Source organism: Microvirga calopogonii (assembly GCF_003347665.1).
Classification (GTDB): Bacteria; Pseudomonadota; Alphaproteobacteria; order Rhizobiales; family Beijerinckiaceae; genus Microvirga; species Microvirga calopogonii.
The window spans coordinates 1-17,497 of record NZ_QDGA01000028.1; the positions used below are offsets into that span (position 1 = coordinate 1).

Below are 17,497 nucleotides of genomic sequence, written 5' to 3' on the forward strand. Positions count from 1 at the left end.
GATGTCCGAGCGCGGTGTCAGCGTTAATCCAAGCACGATCTTTCGTTGGGTCCAACGCTATGCCCCGGAGATTGAGAAGCGGATGCGACCAAACCACGGGCCTCGCTCAGGTTCGTGGCGAGTGGACGAGACCTATGTCCGAGTGGGTGGGCACTGGCGGTACTTGTTCCGAGCGGTCGACAAGCACGGTCGTCTGATTGCCTCCATGCTGTCCGGCCGGCGTGATACTGGAGCCGCTTATCGCTTCCTGCGCAAAGCCCTTAAGGCGATGAGCGATTATCCGCCGTCCTCGATCACGACCGACAAACTGGCATCCTATCCGAAGGCCATCCGACGCCTGCAGGACGAAGGGCTGCTGCCGCAGGATGTCGAACATCGCACCTCGAAATACCTCAACAACATCCTCGAGGCGGATCATGGCGCGCTCAAGCGGATGATCCGGCCGACGCGTGGCTTCCAGACGATGAAGACAGCCTCCGCCACCATCGGAGGTTTCGAAGTCATGCGCATGATCCGCCGCGGTCACTGCGTCCAGCGAAAACGTCAGGCGACAGGCGAAGTCCGTCTCATTAATCAGCTCTTCGGTCTAGCAGCCTGAATGACCCGCCCGACGGCGTTCGTTATGCCCTTTCAAGTTGCTGCAACAGTGCCAGCGCCGCAGCCTTGCGATGCTTACATACATCACAAGGAATATTTAATATGGGGGCGTGGAGATATCCACGCCCCCATTTCTTTGACCTAGAGCGAGCCAGGATGGCGCCGCCGAGGGCTAGACGCTAGACGGATCATTCGCCGACTACGGCGTTCCGCTCCTATGAACATCTATCATGTCATGCGTTCAAAACGCCTGCGCAGGCTCTGGAAAGCCAAGTCCAAAAACTCCGTACTCCCATTGCCAAAGCCCGCCTTAGCAAGTTGATCACGCACCTCGACCTTGGAGAGCTCCGTTAGGAGGCGCTCTTGAACTTGGGTGTGCCAGCCAGTTCGCCCTACTGGGGTTCCCACTAAGCCACGCCCTGATGGGTCTGTGAGTTCCTGCTTAAGTTTCTCTACTGTTGTGCCAGTTGAGGCGTGAGCTACTGTGGCTAACACCTCAAAGCATTCGAATCCACGAGTGAACTCATCCTGGGAGAGGAAGTAATCATCTACAAACCGCCCAAAGACCTCATGAAGGTGGTCACTCAATGGGGTCTTTTTATTGGTCCCGTAGACGCGATTCCAGATGTCCTTGTCGCCCCCCTCCCATGCCCAGAGGAAGAGTTCTTGAACTGCAGGTGACTGCACATTCCGGCTTTCTGTTTGGATCCTTGCCGTTAGTAACTGGAACAGTGCTTTCAGACGCCCCGCGCGCAAGGCTCCGATACCATAGGCGTATAAGAGAAGAACGGCGGGGTACTGCCTCAGGTAGATCCAGGTCGTGAGCCCGCCAAGGACACGGCGAGCCCCAAATTCCTGGAGGATCTCCGTCACCAACCCCAGTTCGCTTCCATCGCCCCACCGCCCGAGTACAGCAAAGAGTCTGATCAGGGGCTCGGCCCGGCTTTCATAAAGGGCAACACGCGACTTGAACTCTTCCGGGGACCAGCCACCGTCTGTGCCGAGCTTAGGGTCCGCCATATGCCGTTTCAGCCGGCGCACCTCATCCATCACTAGGTCGTGGAGCTGAATCCTAAATTCCGGCTTGCTGAGATACTTCTTGGCACTAGCGACAAGCAAATCCATGCTCGCCGGGTTCGGCCGCTGGAGGGCTGCCTGGATCTCAACCTTGCGCTGGATCTTCTCGAAGAAGCCATCCGCGTCACTGATCGGTATAACCGTCCCGGCCCGCTGATTGATGACGTCAAGAGCCGTCGCGGAGGGCTCGCCACGGCTTGCCCAAAACAGAGGGTACCGGCGGTTGGGAGCCCGCGTGATCACAGCGCGAAGGGCATGGTCCCAATCCGCGGACCATCCGCAGACAATAAGACCGTGTTCGTCCAGGATCCTGTCGAGCAAGGAGTTCATAGCCTCAGAGTAGCCTGTGAGTTCCGCCTCCGTATTGCGAATGCGGGTGTCGAGGTAATCGCCATGAATCTTGATCACAAAGCAGCGGCTATGGATGAGAGGCACGGCACCCTTCAGGTCGTCATCAGATTTGATGACTGTCGGCTCCACTCCCTCTTCGCGAAGGGCGTTTTCAAGAAGCCGGTCGAAGTTCGTGGTGATGATGACCCGGATGAAGCCATCCCGGACAAGGCGCGCTATGGCGCGATGAGCCTTCGTCGGGAGCTTCCGGCCCTCCTCAAGGTCCTCTTCTGTTGGCTCAATGTATCGGTGCAGGATCGCTCGGCGCTCATCCTGCGAGTGCGACAGGGTGTCGAGCAGGTCCGAATAGTTCGGCTCCTTGCCAAACCGCCCCTGGTACCATTCCGCCCAATCGTCTTGCTCGTCGGCCTGCTCCAAAGCTGCAATTCGCTTCGTCAGATCAAGGATGATCTCCCACCCTGTTGGGATTTGCGCTGCTCGCGAGACACCACTGCCGACCAGGAGAGCATAGACTCCTCTGTTTTCGTAGATCGAGAAGGCAAGCGCGTTCAGTTCGTCCAGTTTGTCTGCCATAGGTGGTCCTTTAGATATAAGATATCTAGCGGCGTACGGGATGCCGGATCAGGTAGGATCAGGGCGATCCTTTAGATCTCCAAAGAAAAAAGCCCCTGAGTGAGGGGCTTTTAGGAGTTTAGAGGGTAATAGCCCTCAAACTATGTTCGGAAATGTAGGGTGAATAGCATCAAGAAGTCTCTTTATTTCTTCCGATCGTACGGCCGTTTCGTGCGTCCCGGCTCTTTGGCAGGGCTCGCTTTCTTTACGCTTTCATGCCCCCGAGACTTCAGAGCAGCCTCTCGGGTTGTCCGGCTTGCGCCTTCCTCGGCAGACCGACGGCTGCGGCGCTTGGGCGCCTCAGGCGCAGCCCGATCGAACAGGTCGCCATCTGGGTCCGAATGCCTCTTACCGTCTGATGGCTTTGAGATCGACTCGTCCGTGCTGCTCCGGGCTGCCGCACCACGACGGCCCTTCCCTGTCTTGGCCGGCGCCTCTTTCGTGGCGGCCGCTCCTTTCCGGGATCCCTTGGCTCCACGCCGAGACCCGGTCGCCTCATCCGCGGCGCTCGCGTCTGCCGACGACTTGCCTCGCACGGCGCTCGCCAGGTCCTGAACCTGATCAGCCAGCTTGTCGAACTTAGAGTCGAGCCGGCTCTGATCTTTCGTCAGGCGCTCTTGCACGTCGACAAGGCGCTGGAAGATGCCTTCCATCCCGGCCGGAACTGCAGGCGCTTCCGGTGCCTTGGCCTCTTTCTTCGGTTTGCGGCTAGCCACTTCCCGAGTTGGGCGTGCCGACGCAGACGCGAAGTCCTCGCTGCTGATGTGCCACGGCTCCTTCTGGAGTTCCGCAAGGAAATCCGAGCCAAATACATGCTCGCGAACGACGATCTGGGTACCCGTCAGCCGCTGGAAGGGAATTCCCAGGCCTGCAGCGATCTGTTCGAGGACCAGAACGGTCACATTCGAGGTCATCCGAAGCAAGCTATCCAGATGCCGATCGCTAATCCCAATCTGCCGGGACATCTCCGTTGTCCCCCATCCCATCATCCTTTTGATGGTCTGAAGGTTCGCACTCACATTCTGGAGCGTGTTGCTTCCAGAAAAATCGTCTTCCGAAAACGCCTTACGGCTCATCCGTTCCCCCAAATACCAAACCCAGACCCTGAAGTGCCGCCGGCCCGGGCTGGGTTAACAACCCCGGTCCTAGCGAACCTGTGAGCGATCTAAAGTTGCGCTCTCCCCGGCATATCCAGGTCTTCGCAGGCTTGACGCTTTCTCGTTCACCATTGTTCCCGCTTCGAAAAACGAATTTTGATTTGAGAACGGTTTTACGAAGCACAAGAATTCGGAATTTGCAAGGTAGGAGGCTGTCAACTACCCGGAATCGCAATCAAAATTCCTATCGATCTAAATCGGGAAGCACGCGAATCAGGGCGGGGCGTTTTAACTCTAATTCGGTCAATCTGCGTTTTAATTCGATTGCTCTTGACTCAAACCACCTTGCCGGTGTGAATCCACTTGGCCCATCAGATTCGGAATTTAGGCGTTGGCGCGCCTGGAGCAAGAGTCCCGGGTCAGTATTCACATTTAAAAGTCGGCCCGAAATGCTTGGCGGCATTTTCTCGGATCGATCAAACACACAAGGACATGAACGGCTTGAAGAAGGCCTAAGAATCAAAAACCCCGCCGTTGGCGCGGCAGGGGTTTTGAAGAGGCCGGTATCGAAAGGACTAAAACCAACGGGACCGGACTAAGAACGTGATTGGCGTCAATGTTCTTAGACCCCCCCGACATCCCTGTCAACTGGAAACGCTCTTTCGGCGATCGGTCTCGCTTGTCCAAAAACAACCGGGGTCAAGACCATGAATCCGCAAGGATTGCGGCCGATGTCGGCTGCGCACGCCCGAGTCGAACGGGCCGTGAAAGAAAAACTCGTTAACGAAAAGCCGACGACCAAGTCGGCAGTGCTCTACGCCCTGAAGAAGGCGGCTCCGGCTCTTAAGCTCCGCCCCACCACGTGGCGGCTCCTCAGCGTCCTTTGTGACCTCTCACATCCGATCGACTGGGAGGATCGTAAGATCGGCCCGGTGGTATGGCCCTCCAACGCCGCCCTCGCTGATCGCGTCGGCGTCGATGTGCGCAGCATTCAGGTTCACCTCCGGCGCCTGGTCCAATTAGGTTTGATCACCCACAGCGACAGCGCAACCCGCAAACGCTTCGGTACACGCGTTAACAATCGCATCGTTCAGGCCTGCGGCATTAACCTCGCTCCGCTTATGATCCGGCGGGAGCAATTTCTTGAACTCGCTGAAATCCACCAGGCGGAGGTCACGGAGCGGAAGAAGCTTGCTCAACTCATTTCGGAAACCCGGATCAAGGTCATCCGCCTGATCGCTGGCGGCCAAGACAGCCAAATCGCCGGTCCTTGGGCCGAGCTCTCTGCTACCTTCGCTCGACTTGGCGACCATTACGGCATGGCGCTAAGCCGCCCGACCCGAACCGTGAAGGCCACCCTTGCTGAGCTTCACACGCTTCTGTCGTCCCTCATCACCCTCGAGGTGTCGGCTCAATCCGCGTGGAACCACCGCCTCGACACCACGGAATTGGTCGAAGATTCTTCGCCCGCAGGCGACAAACGATTCACCCAGAATCCTAATCTGATTCATAAAAAAGATGACTCTTTGATTCAAAGGGCTGCCGGAGACGTATCTGGCATCAATGCCGCGCCATGCGCTCCAAGGTCAGAGATCCAGCAAGAGCGTACCAAAGGCGCATCTTTAGACCTGGATCAGGTGCAACGAGCCTGCCCTGCCCTGTCCCAGTATTATCCCGACGCCTTCTCATCTGTTCAGAAGCTGGCATCAAGCATTCACCAACTCAGAGGCCTCCTCGGGATCTCCGGGAAGTTATGGGACGAAGCGCAGCGATCGCTCGGATCGCTTGAGGCGTCCTTGAGCCTTCTGGTCATCCTGCAGGGGCACGAGGACGGGCGCATCTCGAGCCCAGGCGGTTATCTGAACAGGATTGTAACCAAGACAGGGTCGCACCAGACAAGCATGGAGGAGATTATCGCGAAAATGGCCGCAAGCCGGACGCACGCGCCAAGCCCATCTGTCACGTTCCCGCTCTTCAGTAAAAAAGAGGCGGAACGACATGCCGGATAAAAATCAACGGCTGTCAGTTCCGCCCGGTCAGACGGGCGTAGACCCGCTTCGGCAATGTTGGCTCACCAGGAAGAGGCGACATCGCCGGGTTCCCCATGAACATGCCACCGCGAATGGATGAGCGCAACGTCTATCAAGTGCCGGCAGAACTCAGGGCAAGAGAATGAAAGTGGCTTGATGGTACCGAAGCGTCACAAAGACTTCTGGGATCACATGTTTAGGTTCACAATTTATTGCTCACGACGGGACAATATCTAATCCCCTGTCGGGATCAGTCTTAAAACGAACAGAATTGCTTTCGTGCATACTATCCAAACATCGAGCCAAAAGTAGAAGGAAACGTTGCTCGACTTGCGCGCCGGCTTTGCGACAACTCGGGTGCCAGACTTCAGGTCTTTAGCACTCGGCGCGCGGCTCGCTCCGAAATAAAATGCAGAAGATGCGCTTTGAAATGCCAGAGCTGTGGCGATGTAATCGCGCGATCAAAACGTCGGCCATTATCGCTTGGCCATGCAAGTTCATCGAACGTCTACCCGATAATAAAAGTCATCAGCGGCATTCAACAACGAACAACCTGCCAGAAAATTTTTTCTCAAGATGCGCTGGGGCTAGGTCAGTCGGCCTTCCGAGCCAATGATTTATCCGTTCGACAAGAAGAAACACCACCAGGACATTCTCGAATCATGCTCACTTATCTCGTCTCCGTTCAAAACGCAGCGGGTGCTGTTCCGCTCTTTGCTTCGCTTGATGGAGCGGCCGCTCAGCGGACTGCTGTCGGACTGAGCCAGGACCATCCTGAGGCGCTCATCACAACAACCCCGGTCGAGTTTCATCAAACATGCTTAACCGGCTCATCCCTCCTGATGCTCCCGTCTCCGATTAGGCTCGGGCAAATCGATGGTCTGGTTGAACTTTTAGCGTCCGAGTGTGACCCCGATTCCACCCTCAACGTTCGGGGGACTTCCACTTCTTGCCCGATCAGTTCGCTTTGCCGCGCATTGAGGCTTCGAATTAGCGTGCGCAACGCTTTGAACCCGTTTCACTTCGCACCTGAAAATGCGAAAAGGGCCGAAATAGAAAAACACGAATCGTCGTTTTAACCGGGAAATTGATATGAGACACAGCCTCATCCTCCGTGCTGCGCTGATTTCGGCCGCTGGACTTTTGGCCTCCGCATGCACGACAACCACCGGAAGCCTTGGTCTTTCGGGCCAGCCTTCCCAGAGCCAGATCCGCTCTGAAGCTGAGCGCCTGGGAGAGGCCTATCGTTCCCAGCCGGACAACCCCGAGGCTGCTCTGGCCTATGCCAAGGTTCTCAACTCCCTCGATCGCAATGAGGAAGCGGCTGCCGTCCTGCAGCAGACGGCCCTCCGGTTCCCGAACGACAAGGGGGTGATCGCGGCCTACGGCAAGTCCCTGATTGCCGTTGGCAAGACTCAGCTCGCCTCGAATGTTCTGGACCGAGCTCATACCCCGGATAACCCTGATTGGCGGGTTCTCTCGGCTCAGGGCGTGATCGCAGATCAGTCCGGGGACCACAATCGCGCTCGCTCCCTCTATACCGCTGCGCTCAAGATCCAGCCCGAGGATCCGATGGTCCTGACCAACATGGGTCTCTCCTATGCTGTGACCGGCGACATGGCCTCTGCGGAGCAGTACCTCCGCAAGGCCTCCGTTGCTCCAGGTGCTGACCAGAAGGTCCGCCAGAACCTCGCTGTCGTCCTGGTGATGACTGGCAAAGAAGCCGAGGCGCGGGACCTCCTGAAGTCGGATATCGCGGCCGCTGAGATCGATGCGCATATCGTCTATCTCAAGAGCCTGGGTTCCCCGAATGCCCGTTCTGAGGGCAAGGCTGCAAAGCGGGCATAAAATCATGAACCTGACACGCTTTTGGTCATCGAAGTCTGACGCCGCATCGAAGGATGCCGGCCAGGCACAGCCGACGAGCCCACCCGGATCCGATATGGTCGACGACTCCTTCATTCTGCTGGTCGGCGGCCAACTCCAACCGACACACGAAGATCCAGCCCCAGAGGCGGAGACGGACGATATCCTTTCAAACGATTTCGTGGTCCTCGCCGGAGGCTTTACTGGCAAGCCGTTGGGCGAGGCTGGAGAGAAGGTCGAGGCACTTGCATCGGATGACAGCGCCGGTGACGTGGCTGAGGCCGTCGCCGATGCCGCCCTGGGCGCGGGTGAGGCATCTCCCGAATCTGGTCCGGCAGGACCCGCCGATCCGGATAACCCTGTGATCGACGTCCGCGATCCCTACCTGGAAACCTTTGGGCCTCTCCCCGATGCCGTTCCCGAGGCCGCTCCTGCCCTTGCGCCAGTCGTAGGGAACACCCTACCGGGCCCATATAATGCTCCACCGGCCCGTAAAGCGCGCCGTTGGCCGTGGAGCCGCACCGCGGCCTCCGAGGTGGAGGTCTCGTATGAACATGACTGGGGCACAGGAATCTCGGTGAATGAGGAAGAGGCACTTCGCCAACGCCTCATGAACAAGAACCAGCCGCCAAAGAAGCGTCGTGGCCCTGTTATCATTCTCGGAACTATGGCGGCGGCCGCGGCCCTTGTTCTCACCGCTGGAAGCCCAACGAAGGTCCTCGAGGCTATCCCAACCGCCAAGAAGATCGTGACGCGCGCCCAGAATGACCTGATCTCGCGGGTTGCCCTGACATCCGGACCGTCTGCCGAGCCTGCCAAGGACACTTCGATGTGTGCGCAGCAGCCGTCTATGGATGGATGCTTCACGAACAACGTTATCCGGGCTGCCGCTTTCGTCTGCCCGACTGCCATGCACCCTGTCGCCGTAGAGTTCGCCAGCTCACCGGTCCGGGCCGCTGTTGGGCTTTCGCATCGCGCCTCTATGGCTCCGTCAACGGGATTTGCCACGATCCTGAGTGCTGAGACGACGTTCGACTTCATGACACGGGATCTCAACTTCGCCGTGGATCTCATCTCATTCCGTCGAAACGGCAACATCGCCGGCATGCTCAAGAATGTTCAGCCTCGCCAGCAACTTCCTGTTCAGGTGGCGAAGGCCGACGGTATCATCGCTCTTCGCGGCAATGAGATCGAACGTCTCGCGCTTACCCCGGACTGCCGGATCGCGATTTTTGAGAATGGCATCCCACCAGAGTATTTCGCCCAGGATGCAAAGGTGAACAACTCGCCTGTTCGCATTCCTGTAAAACCTCAGACCCAGGCTCAGGCGGATTTAGGTCGACGCTGACCTAATCCGCAGCCTACCCCTTTCAATCCCCAAAAGAAGCCCGCCACAGGCCAAGGGTCACTATGAATTTTGCTCTTTATCTTCTCGCAATGTTATCTCGTATTTTGCCGAAGCAGGCGGCGCATAAGAGAAAAGCCGTTGCACTTCACCGAGAATGGTCGAGCCGAGTTTTAACCGATCACCTCTTTGCCGCCGATCTGAAAGCGATCGAGCGGCTTTCTCTTATTGTGAGCGATGGAAAGCCGTCTCTGCAGTGGCCGGTTTTAACGATCTTGATGGACCGTCGCTATCCGGCATTCGCCGAGGTACTCTCCGCATTCACCACGGAAGACCGCAACGCTTCATTGTTCCGCCCTGCGCCCGCTGACGGTCGGGATGCTCAGGGCATTCTTATTTCGGCTCTCGCGTTTCTTCAGAATTCCATCGATGCCGCCAACTGGGCAACCGATGCCACCGTTCTGGCTGGGGAACTCGCGTCCCTGCCATGTGCCATGCTGAAGATCCTCGCAATTGAGGAAGGAGCGATCAGTCTTCAGCATAACCTCCATTCGCTATCGATCGCGCTCGAGAACGCCACCGCGCCTCACCCCGATCCTGTTTTGGCCACGCAGGACAAATTGGCATCCGCCCTCATCCGATATTATGCCATTCGACGGCTCGCCCCATCGTCCGTCCCTGGCTTCGTTTCCACGTACCACCCAGGCGAGGATCTCGACTACGCGGCGGCGCGGATCGAGCAAGTCCTAACGTCTCACGGGGTCCTCCCGCTGACGATCCAACGCCACTTTCGGGAGACCCGCGACGTCATCATGGACATCGCCGTTCTCGCTGCAGTCTATGCAGATCACACTGCCGCTATCCTCGTCCCGACCTTCCCGGCGCTCTTCGAGGCATCCCCTTCGAACGAGCCTATGGTCAGCCCCGATGATCCCGAAGTCATCAAGGGCTACGACATCGGGCCGAACTTGGCGCACCTAATGCTTGGATCGATCATCACCCACGGCAAGACACCCATCATTGGTCCCGCCCGGTCTCAGATCCCCCTGATCGGGACAATCGCCAATCGGCTCACCCTCGCCTATCAGCCGCCCCAGCCCTCGTACGAGGAGCGCATCGCTGAAATTAAAGCCGTGGCCCAGACGCTCCCCGGGCCGGAAATGCCGCCCACCGATATCGCCGCCATCGCAAGGCTTGAGCTCACACCAGCCCAGCGGCGCCAGGCCGTCTATTCAACGGTCATGACCGGATCAGCTCAATCCGCTCTAGAGGTCATCGCTCGATCCTCGGCCTCGGTGACACCCGCGATCGCCATCGCCGACCTCGATTTGTCTTTGTATGTCTGTAAGCAGAACTTGCCGGACCTGATTGAAAAGATGACCACAGCGCCACGTGGGCGCATGCCGGTCCTCATTGACGGCGTGGCCGGCACGGGCAAGAGCGCCTTTGGCCGCTATGTCGCCCACCAGATGGGCTACCAGTCAAAGGTCTATCGGTATTCGGATTTAACGAGCCGCTGGCTGTCAGAGTCTGAGAAGGCAGTCGACAAAATGTTCGCCGACGCCCGAAAGCACAATTTCGCGATCATCATGGACGAAGTTGAAACGATGTTCTCTGATCGGGAAGCGGCCATGCACGACTACCAGAAGACGCTAACCAACGCGTTCCTGACCCATCTGGACAGCCACGATCTTCCGGTCTTCTGCTCGACGAACCACAAACGGGACATAGACCCAGCCATCCTGCGCCGCTTTGTGTTCAAGCTCGAATTCGAGGCCCTCCCCCCGGAACTTGCGGCGAAGGCCTTCACCCGTTTCTTCAACATGCCGGCTCCGTCGGACATCCTGCAACTTACAAACCTCACGCCAGGTGACTTTGACGTGGTCTTGCAGAAGGCTTCGGTCCTCCGAATTAAAGAGGACACGGGCTGGTTTGTCGCAGCTTTGCAGGAGGAGCTTTCCCACAAGAAAGTGAAGGGCCTTCGGATGGGCTTCGTACATCATTGAAGTGCCACATGTTTTCTCGCTAAGCGGGTGCGCCACATGGCTGGCACACCCGCGCGGATCAGATCGAATCACGCCGTCTAGGGTGCGCTTTATAATTCGGGCCACCTCTTACTAATTCGTTTCTGCCTTGACGGTTCGAGGCCCTGACGGCATAATTCGGCCACATTGGAGCTACGGCAGGCCGCTAGATGATCCGGCGGTTTTGGCAAGCTGACCATTCTATGACGGAATGGGAGTCAAAGGCTGAGCTTCTCCTGTGAGACTAGAAAACAACAAGCTCGCAGGCTTCACCAGGATCAGGCCTCGCCCCGCGCGCAGTTCATGATCATCGATGAACGACACAGACGCCCGTCTATTCGCGACGGAATGCGAAAGCGGACGTTTGCGTAACCAAGGTCGATATGATGAAAACGTTGCAACAAACGGCTCTTCACAGGACCAGCGGCTTCTCCGCGGTCATCGCCTCTCAATCATCCGCCGCTCCAGCCAATCAGATCAAAGTCAACGGCATTTGGAATGACGAAACTGTTGAGAGAATAAAACAACTCGTCGCCCGCAAACTTACAGCCGAAGCCATTGCGGCCGAAATCTCGACGCCCGAGGTTCCCGTCACCCGCTCTCAGATCCTCGGTATATGCTGGCGCCGTGGCTGGCCGGTGGGCCAGAAGCGTCCGTCCCGCAATCACGTTCCCAAGGAGCGCGTCATCGGGAAGCGCATCCTGAAACGTGGCCAGTCGGACGTACAGGTCATACTGGCACTGCCAGACGCCCGCGAACCCCGCTCCGCTCAAGGAACACGGGTTGTCCGCAAGGCAAACCCCCGAAAGCCGCTCGACAAAGCCCTTCTCGCCCTGCCTCTTTTCGAGGCCGCCGCCACGACCGACACCAAGCTGAACACTGGCGGCGCAGATTTCATCCGTCGCTATAAGAAGCGTACCGAGCAGGCGAAGCCCGCTGCTGAGGCCGCCGAGGTGATCCAGCCTGTCCTTGCTGAGACAGTGCCTGCCGCATTCCCCGTAGCCGAGATCATCAATGTCCCGGCTACCGTGATCGTCACCCCCGAACCAGTACTTGTTCCGGACGTGGCTCCCGTCGTGCCGGACACCGCCCCAGTCGTCGCGGAGGCCAAGCCCGAGCGTGACCTCTCAAACTGTCTGACAATCTTCGATCTGCGCGACCGGCATTGCCGTTACCCCGTCAGTGGAACGGGGGTCTCCATGCTCTACTGCAGCGAGCCTGCAATGAACGGCAAGCCATATTGCGCTCACTGTGCGTCCCTCGCTTACGAGAAGCCAGAGAAAATCGCCGCTTCAAACAAGCCGGCCAAGCGCAAGATGTCCGCATTCTCGATGAGAAACGGGATCATTTACCGCTGAAACCCCAAGCCAACGAAAGTTGGTCAACGCCTTAAGCAATCCCCAGAAGTCCTCCACTCCGACCCAAAGGTCGAAACCTAGGAAAGATCCTCCGATGAAGTCGATCAATGAAGCCCAACTCCTCGGCAATGTTGGCCGAGATCCCGAGATCCGCACGCTGGGCAACGGCGAGAAGGTCGCCAACCTGCGCATTGCCACGAACGAGACGTGGACGCAGAACGGTGAAAAGAAGTCCAAGACCGAGTGGCACAACGTCGTCATTTACAATCCGAACCTGGTCGAAACCGTCGAGAAGTACGTGAAGAAGGGCGCCCCGATCCTTCTGAAGGGACTGAAAATCCAGTACCGCACCTTCACCGATAAGGATCAGGTTGAGCGCCAGGTCACCGATCTCGTTCTCCAGCGCTTCGGCGGCGACCTCATCCTGATCCCGGCCGGCAATGGCAACGGCTCGGACAACGGCGGCAGCACCGACGGTTTCGGCGGGAACGAGGACGATCCCTGGAAGGACTAGAACTCTGCCTCCCCTCAACCAGCAGAGACCCACTGAGCCGGACGTGACCCGTCCGGCTTTTTTCATGTCGGGATCTGTTTGAGCAAACTGAGTACCTGACATGAAATCATCTGAAGCATCGGCGGCGCGAGCCCGCGCCCGACGCGTCGAAAAGGGCATCCGAACCGAGGAACGCGCCCGCACCTTCACCGCACGGCCCTCGCTTCAGGGACTGTTGCAGTTGCCATTACTCGAAGAACTGGAGGCTCACGGCGGACGCGCGAAGCCTAGTGATCTCTATGAGAGGCTTGCTGATCGGCTTGATGTCCCTGACGATTTACGTTCCCAAAAGCGCACCTGCGGAGATGGGCAGACCTATTCGGTCTTTCCGCAAGCTGTTCGATGGGCTCGCCAGAACGCCGTGATGTCTGGCCTGATTCACAAAGGCGACCGAGGCATATGGGAACTCGCCGATCCCGGCTATGCCAAATTGAAGAAGGTTCGCCGCGGCGTTGCCGTCTTGATCTACTCGCTCGACGACGGGGTTGCGCTCTGGGCCCATGCTGAGGATGCAACTCGAGCAATCGAACCTGGCTCGCTGGACCTCATCTTCACAAGCCCCCCGTATCCGACCGTCTCACGTGAGTATGGGCGCTTTTCCGTTCCCGATTGGCTCTCCTGGATTCGACGGCTCATCGCCGCTTGGAAGACCCTGGTGACCCCAACGGGTACGATCTGCCTGAATCTTATGGATACGTTCGTTAGCGGGACGCCCAACCTCTCGCCATACATCGAGCGGCTCACCCTCAGCTGCATCGACGAACTCGGCCTCCATCTTTCTGGACGAAGCGTTTGGCACAGCCCGACCAAGATGGGCAACATCCAGTGGGCCTCGAAGACGCGGCTGCGCCCGCGCAACACTCTTGAGCACCTCCTGTTCTTCAGTCCGAGCGCCAATCCAAATTGGGACACCCGCCGATTGCCGAGCGAACCCTATGCAGCCTCGACGATCGCAGCTTGGAACCGGGCCCAGAAGCGGCCCTCAAGCAAGCGGCCTTGTGGCTACAACATCAACGAGGGGGCCTTTGCTCCTACCGGTGACGGGCCACTCCCCGGCAATCTGATCGTCGCCGCTGGCGCACCAGGCAACGATCAATACAGCCGTCGGTGCCGGGAAGCTGGATACCCACCACATCCGGCACGGTTCCCCGAGGCGATTCCGAAGCGTGTGATCCTGCTCACCACCGAACCAGGACAGATCGTCTATGACCCCATGGCCGGATCAAACACGACAGGCAAAGTCGCCCTCGATCTCGGCCGGCGTTTCATCGCTTCTGAGCCATCGTTGGCCTATCTCGGTGCCTCCGCGCTCCGCTTCGATCAGCGACCTGACTTCCGGCGCCATCCTTTGCCCGAGGGGCTGACAGTGCCGGCCGCCTGACGCGGCCTCCACCCCTTTTCGCTTGTCCTCAGAAAGGCAGCCCATGTTTCCCAAGTTTCCGCTTAACGGCGACTTCGACCTAAACGACGTCGCCACCATTCTCGAAGCCCTTGAGCATTACGCCAAGAGCCCGGAAGCCAAGACCCACGCCTTCCGCCGCGACATCTTTCCTGCGGAGTACGAAGGAGCCGGAGCCGCGGTCACGCCGCTTCGCATCCCCCAGATCATGGAGATGGTTCGGACCGCCGCGGAATCCGCGACGAGGATAGATCGCGAGATGGCGGCTCGGCACTTCTCGGATGCGATCGAGAACACGATCCAGCGTCAGCCTGATCCCATGAAGGCCCTGACCGAGCAGCATCAGCTCGACGTCGACCATACCGGAGGCGGATGCCTCGCCTATGCCCGGCACTATGAGGACGGCTGGTATTTCTGGCTCACCGCTGAGGATGGAGCGTCCCTCCCGGACAACCCGGATGACCCCGCCTGTCAAATCGGCGCATATCACCCAACTGAGGACTGGTGGCTCAATTCCAGCGCCACGCCGCGTCAGGCTTTGAGCGTCATCGGAACCTTCGTGGTTTTCGCCAAGGCCCGCTATGCCGCCGGCCAAGAAGCTACGATCACCGGTTTTCGCGATATCCTGACCACCGCCCACTCCTCTGGCCACTTCGTGACTGACGAGGCTGAGGCAATCGCGGCAATCCTCGCCGCACCTGAACCGCCCCAGGCAGGCGAAGAGCCTCAATGGAAGCGGGAGTTCCCCGAGTTCAAGGCAGATTGGATCCCTGAGCTTCCGCCGGGTTTCGAGGACTACTCCTGGCATAACGACGCCTGCCCGAGGTTCCACGACACCATGCGCGATCTCGTGGTGTGGGTGGATTACCCCGAATCCCAAGATCGCGAGCTTCCGGAGAACCTTCGGTTCGGTGTCTGCCGCGAGCGCGATGACGGGAGCTTGGAAGACCTCTACTCAGCTGACGAATGGACGCTCGTCAGAGATTTCTTTGACAATTATTCCCCGCCCGCAGGATCGGCGCCGAACTACAACACGCTCCTGATGCTGGCCGAGGACGCCAAGTGCAAGACCGATGAGGACTGGGGCTCAGATCGCCAGGTCGACGCCGAGAACCGCTTCTTCAAGGCCGCGATGCAGCGCTTCCCTGATCACTTCACGGACACCAATGACGATTGGCAGGAGGCGATCCACAAGGCGACATCGGACGAGATCATCGATGAAGCCATGCGGCGGATCGTGAAAGAGGTCGTTCGTCAGAGCCCACAGCTCGCCACCCTCCTCGAGAAGAAGGTCTGATTCTTCTTAAATCCCCGCGGATCCAAGATGCACCCTGTCTCAACCAATAAGCCAACCCAAGCTCAACTCGTGTTCCCTCTGATCGAAGCCCTGCAGGAAATGGGCGGTCGAGGTCGGGCCAAAGATGTGGGAATGGCTCTTGCCACCCGGTTCCGCCTTCCCAGGAACATCATCGAGGAGACCGTCACCACTGGAGACGGACAACTTGTTAATCTATGGCACCGGCATGTGCGCTTTGCCCGTCAGAAGGCAGTTGCCATGGGCTATCTCTCGTCAGCGGGCACCGGAGTCTGGCAGGTCACTGACGAGGGACAGACTGGAATGCGGAGTGCGTCGGCCGCAATCCGTGTCATCGTTCTGGTTGATCCGAAGACCAGCGAGCCGCGCTGCGCCACCGTCGATCTCGCAGTCGGGATCCCTACGGTCCATACGCTCTACAACGGCGACAGCCGGGATCTCTCCTGGATCGATGAGGGACAGATCCCCCTCATCGTGACCAGCGCTCCGTACGCCGATCTCGTTGAGTACGACACCGCTCCCGGTCAACTTGGAGCAATTGCCTCGTACGAGGAGTTCCTGCGGCAACTCGATGAAGTTTGGAAGGAGTGCTACCGGGTGCTGGAGCCTGGAGGGCGCCTAGCCTGCAACGTGGGTGACGTGCTCCGATCCCGGAAGGCCTACGGCCGTCACCACGTCCTCCCTCTTCACGCGGACATCCTCGTCCGTTCCCGCAGTATCGGCTTTGATACTCTTACAGGGCTCCTGTGGCAGAAGCGGACGAACGTCGCCTTCGAAGGCGGGCCCGGCGGGGTGCTCGGGAAGCCCGGGCAGCCCAATAACGTCATACGGTCCGAACTCTGTCTGGATGCGAGACCTCCTTAGCGCGAGCGACGACCCTGAGGGCTGGCGGCAACGCGTCTGAATTGGGTGGCTTGTAGCGCCGGTTGGCCAGCTTCGGCTCGGCAACCAAGCGGCTGTGCACGACCTGCTCGGGGGATCGCCCCTTGAGCACGCGCTGGCGTCTTCGGTTGTAGGCCTGGTTGAAGCCCTTGAGCAGGGTTTCCAGATCCCGGTGGCTGTAGATCGTGATGCCGAGCACCTCGCGCTGCACCCGCCCGTTGAAGCGCTCGACGAGGCCGTTGGTCTGCGGCGTGTAGGGCTTGGTCCTGCGGTGCTCCACCTTCAGCCTCCGGCAGGCCTCCTCGAAGCCATCGGCGGTAAAGCAGGAGCCGCGGTCGGTGAGCGCGTGCGTGATCTTGAAGGGGAAGGCGCGGATCGCCTCGTTCAGGAAGGCGACTGCGCTGGTGGCCAGCTCGTCATCGTAGACGGCCAAGTGCACCCAGCGCGAGCAGCGGTCGATAGCGACATAGAGAAAGCGCTTGCGGCTCTCGCCATTGGCGGTTCTCAGCTTCGGCAGGTGCTTGATGTCCATGTGCACGAAGCCAAGATCATAGTCTTTGAACGTGCCGATCTTGCGTTTGCGCTGCTGCGCCGGCGGAAGGCGGCCTAAGCCTTCAGCCTTGAGGATGCGGTAGACCGCGTCGCGGTTGAGATGCGGCAGGAAGTGCGTGATTACGAAGGTGAGGTCATCGAGCGGAAAGCCGGTGGCCCGGCGCAGAGCGCAGACGATCGCCCGCTCCTCGTCCGTGGCTTTCCAAGGCAGCTTGTGCGGCCGGCTGGAGTGGTCCTGGCAGTCCTTGGCCCCGCGCTTGCGCCACTTGCGGATGGTCTCGGTGCTGACGCTGAAGCGCTGGGCCAGCACACCGGTGGGCTCGCGCGAGCGGGCGATCTCCTGGCGAACGGCGGGGGTGGTGCGGGCTTGCGGATGAAGGGAGTGCATCACGTCCTCCTTCGACGAGGGGCTCGGCGTCGCAGACCATCGAAGCGCCAA

The 17,497-nt window shown here is 58.9% G+C and carries 14 protein-coding genes; 11 read left to right on the plus strand and 3 right to left on the minus strand.

What is annotated here, in order from left to right; translation table 11 throughout:
• Positions 1 to 598: IS6 family transposase (locus DDF70_RS19335; RefSeq protein ID WP_114946479.1), on the plus strand; the 598-nt coding region annotated here is incomplete at its 5' end.
• Positions 599 to 825: 227 nt separating this feature from the next.
• Here the strand turns inward: DDF70_RS19335 and DDF70_RS19340 are convergent.
• Both DDF70_RS19340 and DDF70_RS19345 read right to left on the minus strand, forming a co-directional pair.
• Positions 826 to 2,598 (minus strand): SIR2 family protein, encoded by a 1,773-nt coding sequence (locus DDF70_RS19340; RefSeq protein ID WP_114946480.1) that lies wholly within the window; start codon positions 2,596 to 2,598, stop codon positions 826 to 828.
• A gap of 182 nt (positions 2,599 to 2,780) precedes the next feature.
• Positions 2,781 to 3,551, minus strand: a complete 771-nt coding sequence (locus DDF70_RS19345) for a hypothetical protein (protein WP_162820504.1) — start codon at positions 3,549 to 3,551, stop codon at positions 2,781 to 2,783.
• A gap of 890 nt (positions 3,552 to 4,441) precedes the next feature.
• Here DDF70_RS19345 and repC point away from each other — a divergent pair.
• The 10 genes from repC to DDF70_RS19390 all read left to right on the plus strand — a co-directional run bounded on the left by repC (position 4,442) and on the right by DDF70_RS19390 (position 16,488).
• Positions 4,442 to 5,743 (plus strand): plasmid replication protein RepC, encoded by a 1,302-nt coding sequence (gene repC / locus DDF70_RS19350; protein ID WP_114946482.1) that lies wholly within the window; start codon positions 4,442 to 4,444, stop codon positions 5,741 to 5,743.
• 446 nt (positions 5,744 to 6,189) lie between these two features.
• A complete protein-coding gene (locus tag DDF70_RS36680) occupies positions 6,190 to 6,843 on the plus strand; it encodes a hypothetical protein (RefSeq protein WP_162820506.1) in 654 nt (217 codons plus the stop codon).
• Positions 6,844 to 6,856: 13 nt separating this feature from the next.
• Entirely contained in the window at positions 6,857 to 7,612 is a 756-nt protein-coding gene (locus DDF70_RS19355) for a tetratricopeptide repeat protein (RefSeq protein ID WP_114946483.1), read from the plus strand.
• A gap of 94 nt (positions 7,613 to 7,706) precedes the next feature.
• Positions 7,707 to 8,978, plus strand: a complete 1,272-nt coding sequence (locus tag DDF70_RS19360) for a DUF192 domain-containing protein (protein WP_162820507.1) — start codon at positions 7,707 to 7,709, stop codon at positions 8,976 to 8,978.
• A 62-nt stretch (positions 8,979 to 9,040) separates the two neighbouring features.
• Entirely contained in the window at positions 9,041 to 10,981 is a 1,941-nt protein-coding gene (locus DDF70_RS19365; RefSeq protein WP_114946485.1) for an AAA family ATPase, read from the plus strand.
• Positions 10,982 to 11,382: 401 nt separating this feature from the next.
• Positions 11,383 to 12,357 carry a GcrA family cell cycle regulator gene (locus tag DDF70_RS19370; RefSeq protein WP_114946486.1) on the plus strand — a complete coding sequence of 325 codons (975 nt, stop codon included), beginning with the start codon at positions 11,383 to 11,385 and terminating at the stop codon, positions 12,355 to 12,357.
• Positions 12,358 to 12,451: 94 nt separating this feature from the next.
• Complete coding sequence (ssb, locus tag DDF70_RS19375) at positions 12,452 to 12,871, plus strand: single-stranded DNA-binding protein (RefSeq protein ID WP_114946487.1); 420 nt, start codon at positions 12,452 to 12,454, stop codon at positions 12,869 to 12,871.
• Positions 12,872 to 12,971: 100 nt separating this feature from the next.
• Positions 12,972 to 14,291 (plus strand): site-specific DNA-methyltransferase, encoded by a 1,320-nt coding sequence (locus DDF70_RS19380; RefSeq protein ID WP_114946488.1) that lies wholly within the window; start codon positions 12,972 to 12,974, stop codon positions 14,289 to 14,291.
• Positions 14,292 to 14,334: 43 nt separating this feature from the next.
• Positions 14,335 to 15,606 (plus strand): hypothetical protein, encoded by a 1,272-nt coding sequence (locus DDF70_RS19385; protein ID WP_114946489.1) that lies wholly within the window; start codon positions 14,335 to 14,337, stop codon positions 15,604 to 15,606.
• A 27-nt stretch (positions 15,607 to 15,633) separates the two neighbouring features.
• Entirely contained in the window at positions 15,634 to 16,488 is an 855-nt protein-coding gene (locus tag DDF70_RS19390; protein ID WP_114946490.1) for a winged helix-turn-helix domain-containing protein, read from the plus strand.
• Here the strand turns inward: DDF70_RS19390 and DDF70_RS19395 are convergent.
• Complete coding sequence (locus DDF70_RS19395; protein WP_114946491.1) at positions 16,448 to 17,446, minus strand: IS481 family transposase; 999 nt, start codon at positions 17,444 to 17,446, stop codon at positions 16,448 to 16,450. The genes DDF70_RS19390 and DDF70_RS19395 overlap by 41 nt on opposite strands.
• Between the last annotated feature and the right edge of the window lie 51 nt (positions 17,447 to 17,497).

Bases quoted from the DNA above. Each gene is read 5' to 3' on its own strand.
- DDF70_RS19340 (WP_114946480.1), bottom strand. From the start codon at position 2,598: ATGGCAGACAAACTGGACGAACTGAACGCGCTTGCCTTCTCGATCTAC.
- DDF70_RS19345 (WP_162820504.1), bottom strand. From the start codon at position 3,551: ATGACCTCGAATGTGACCGTTCTGGTCCTCGAACAGATCGCTGCAGGC.
- repC (WP_114946482.1), top strand. From the start codon at position 4,442: ATGAATCCGCAAGGATTGCGGCCGATGTCGGCTGCGCACGCCCGAGTC.
- DDF70_RS19355 (WP_114946483.1), top strand. From the start codon at position 6,857: ATGAGACACAGCCTCATCCTCCGTGCTGCGCTGATTTCGGCCGCTGGA.
- DDF70_RS19360 (WP_162820507.1), top strand. From the start codon at position 7,707: ATGGTCGACGACTCCTTCATTCTGCTGGTCGGCGGCCAACTCCAACCG.
- DDF70_RS19365 (WP_114946485.1), top strand. From the start codon at position 9,041: ATGAATTTTGCTCTTTATCTTCTCGCAATGTTATCTCGTATTTTGCCG.
- DDF70_RS19370 (WP_114946486.1), top strand. From the start codon at position 11,383: ATGATGAAAACGTTGCAACAAACGGCTCTTCACAGGACCAGCGGCTTC.
- ssb (WP_114946487.1), top strand. From the start codon at position 12,452: ATGAAGTCGATCAATGAAGCCCAACTCCTCGGCAATGTTGGCCGAGAT.
- DDF70_RS19380 (WP_114946488.1), top strand. From the start codon at position 12,972: ATGAAATCATCTGAAGCATCGGCGGCGCGAGCCCGCGCCCGACGCGTC.
- DDF70_RS19385 (WP_114946489.1), top strand. From the start codon at position 14,335: ATGTTTCCCAAGTTTCCGCTTAACGGCGACTTCGACCTAAACGACGTC.
- DDF70_RS19390 (WP_114946490.1), top strand. From the start codon at position 15,634: ATGCACCCTGTCTCAACCAATAAGCCAACCCAAGCTCAACTCGTGTTC.
- DDF70_RS19395 (WP_114946491.1), bottom strand. From the start codon at position 17,446: ATGCACTCCCTTCATCCGCAAGCCCGCACCACCCCCGCCGTTCGCCAG.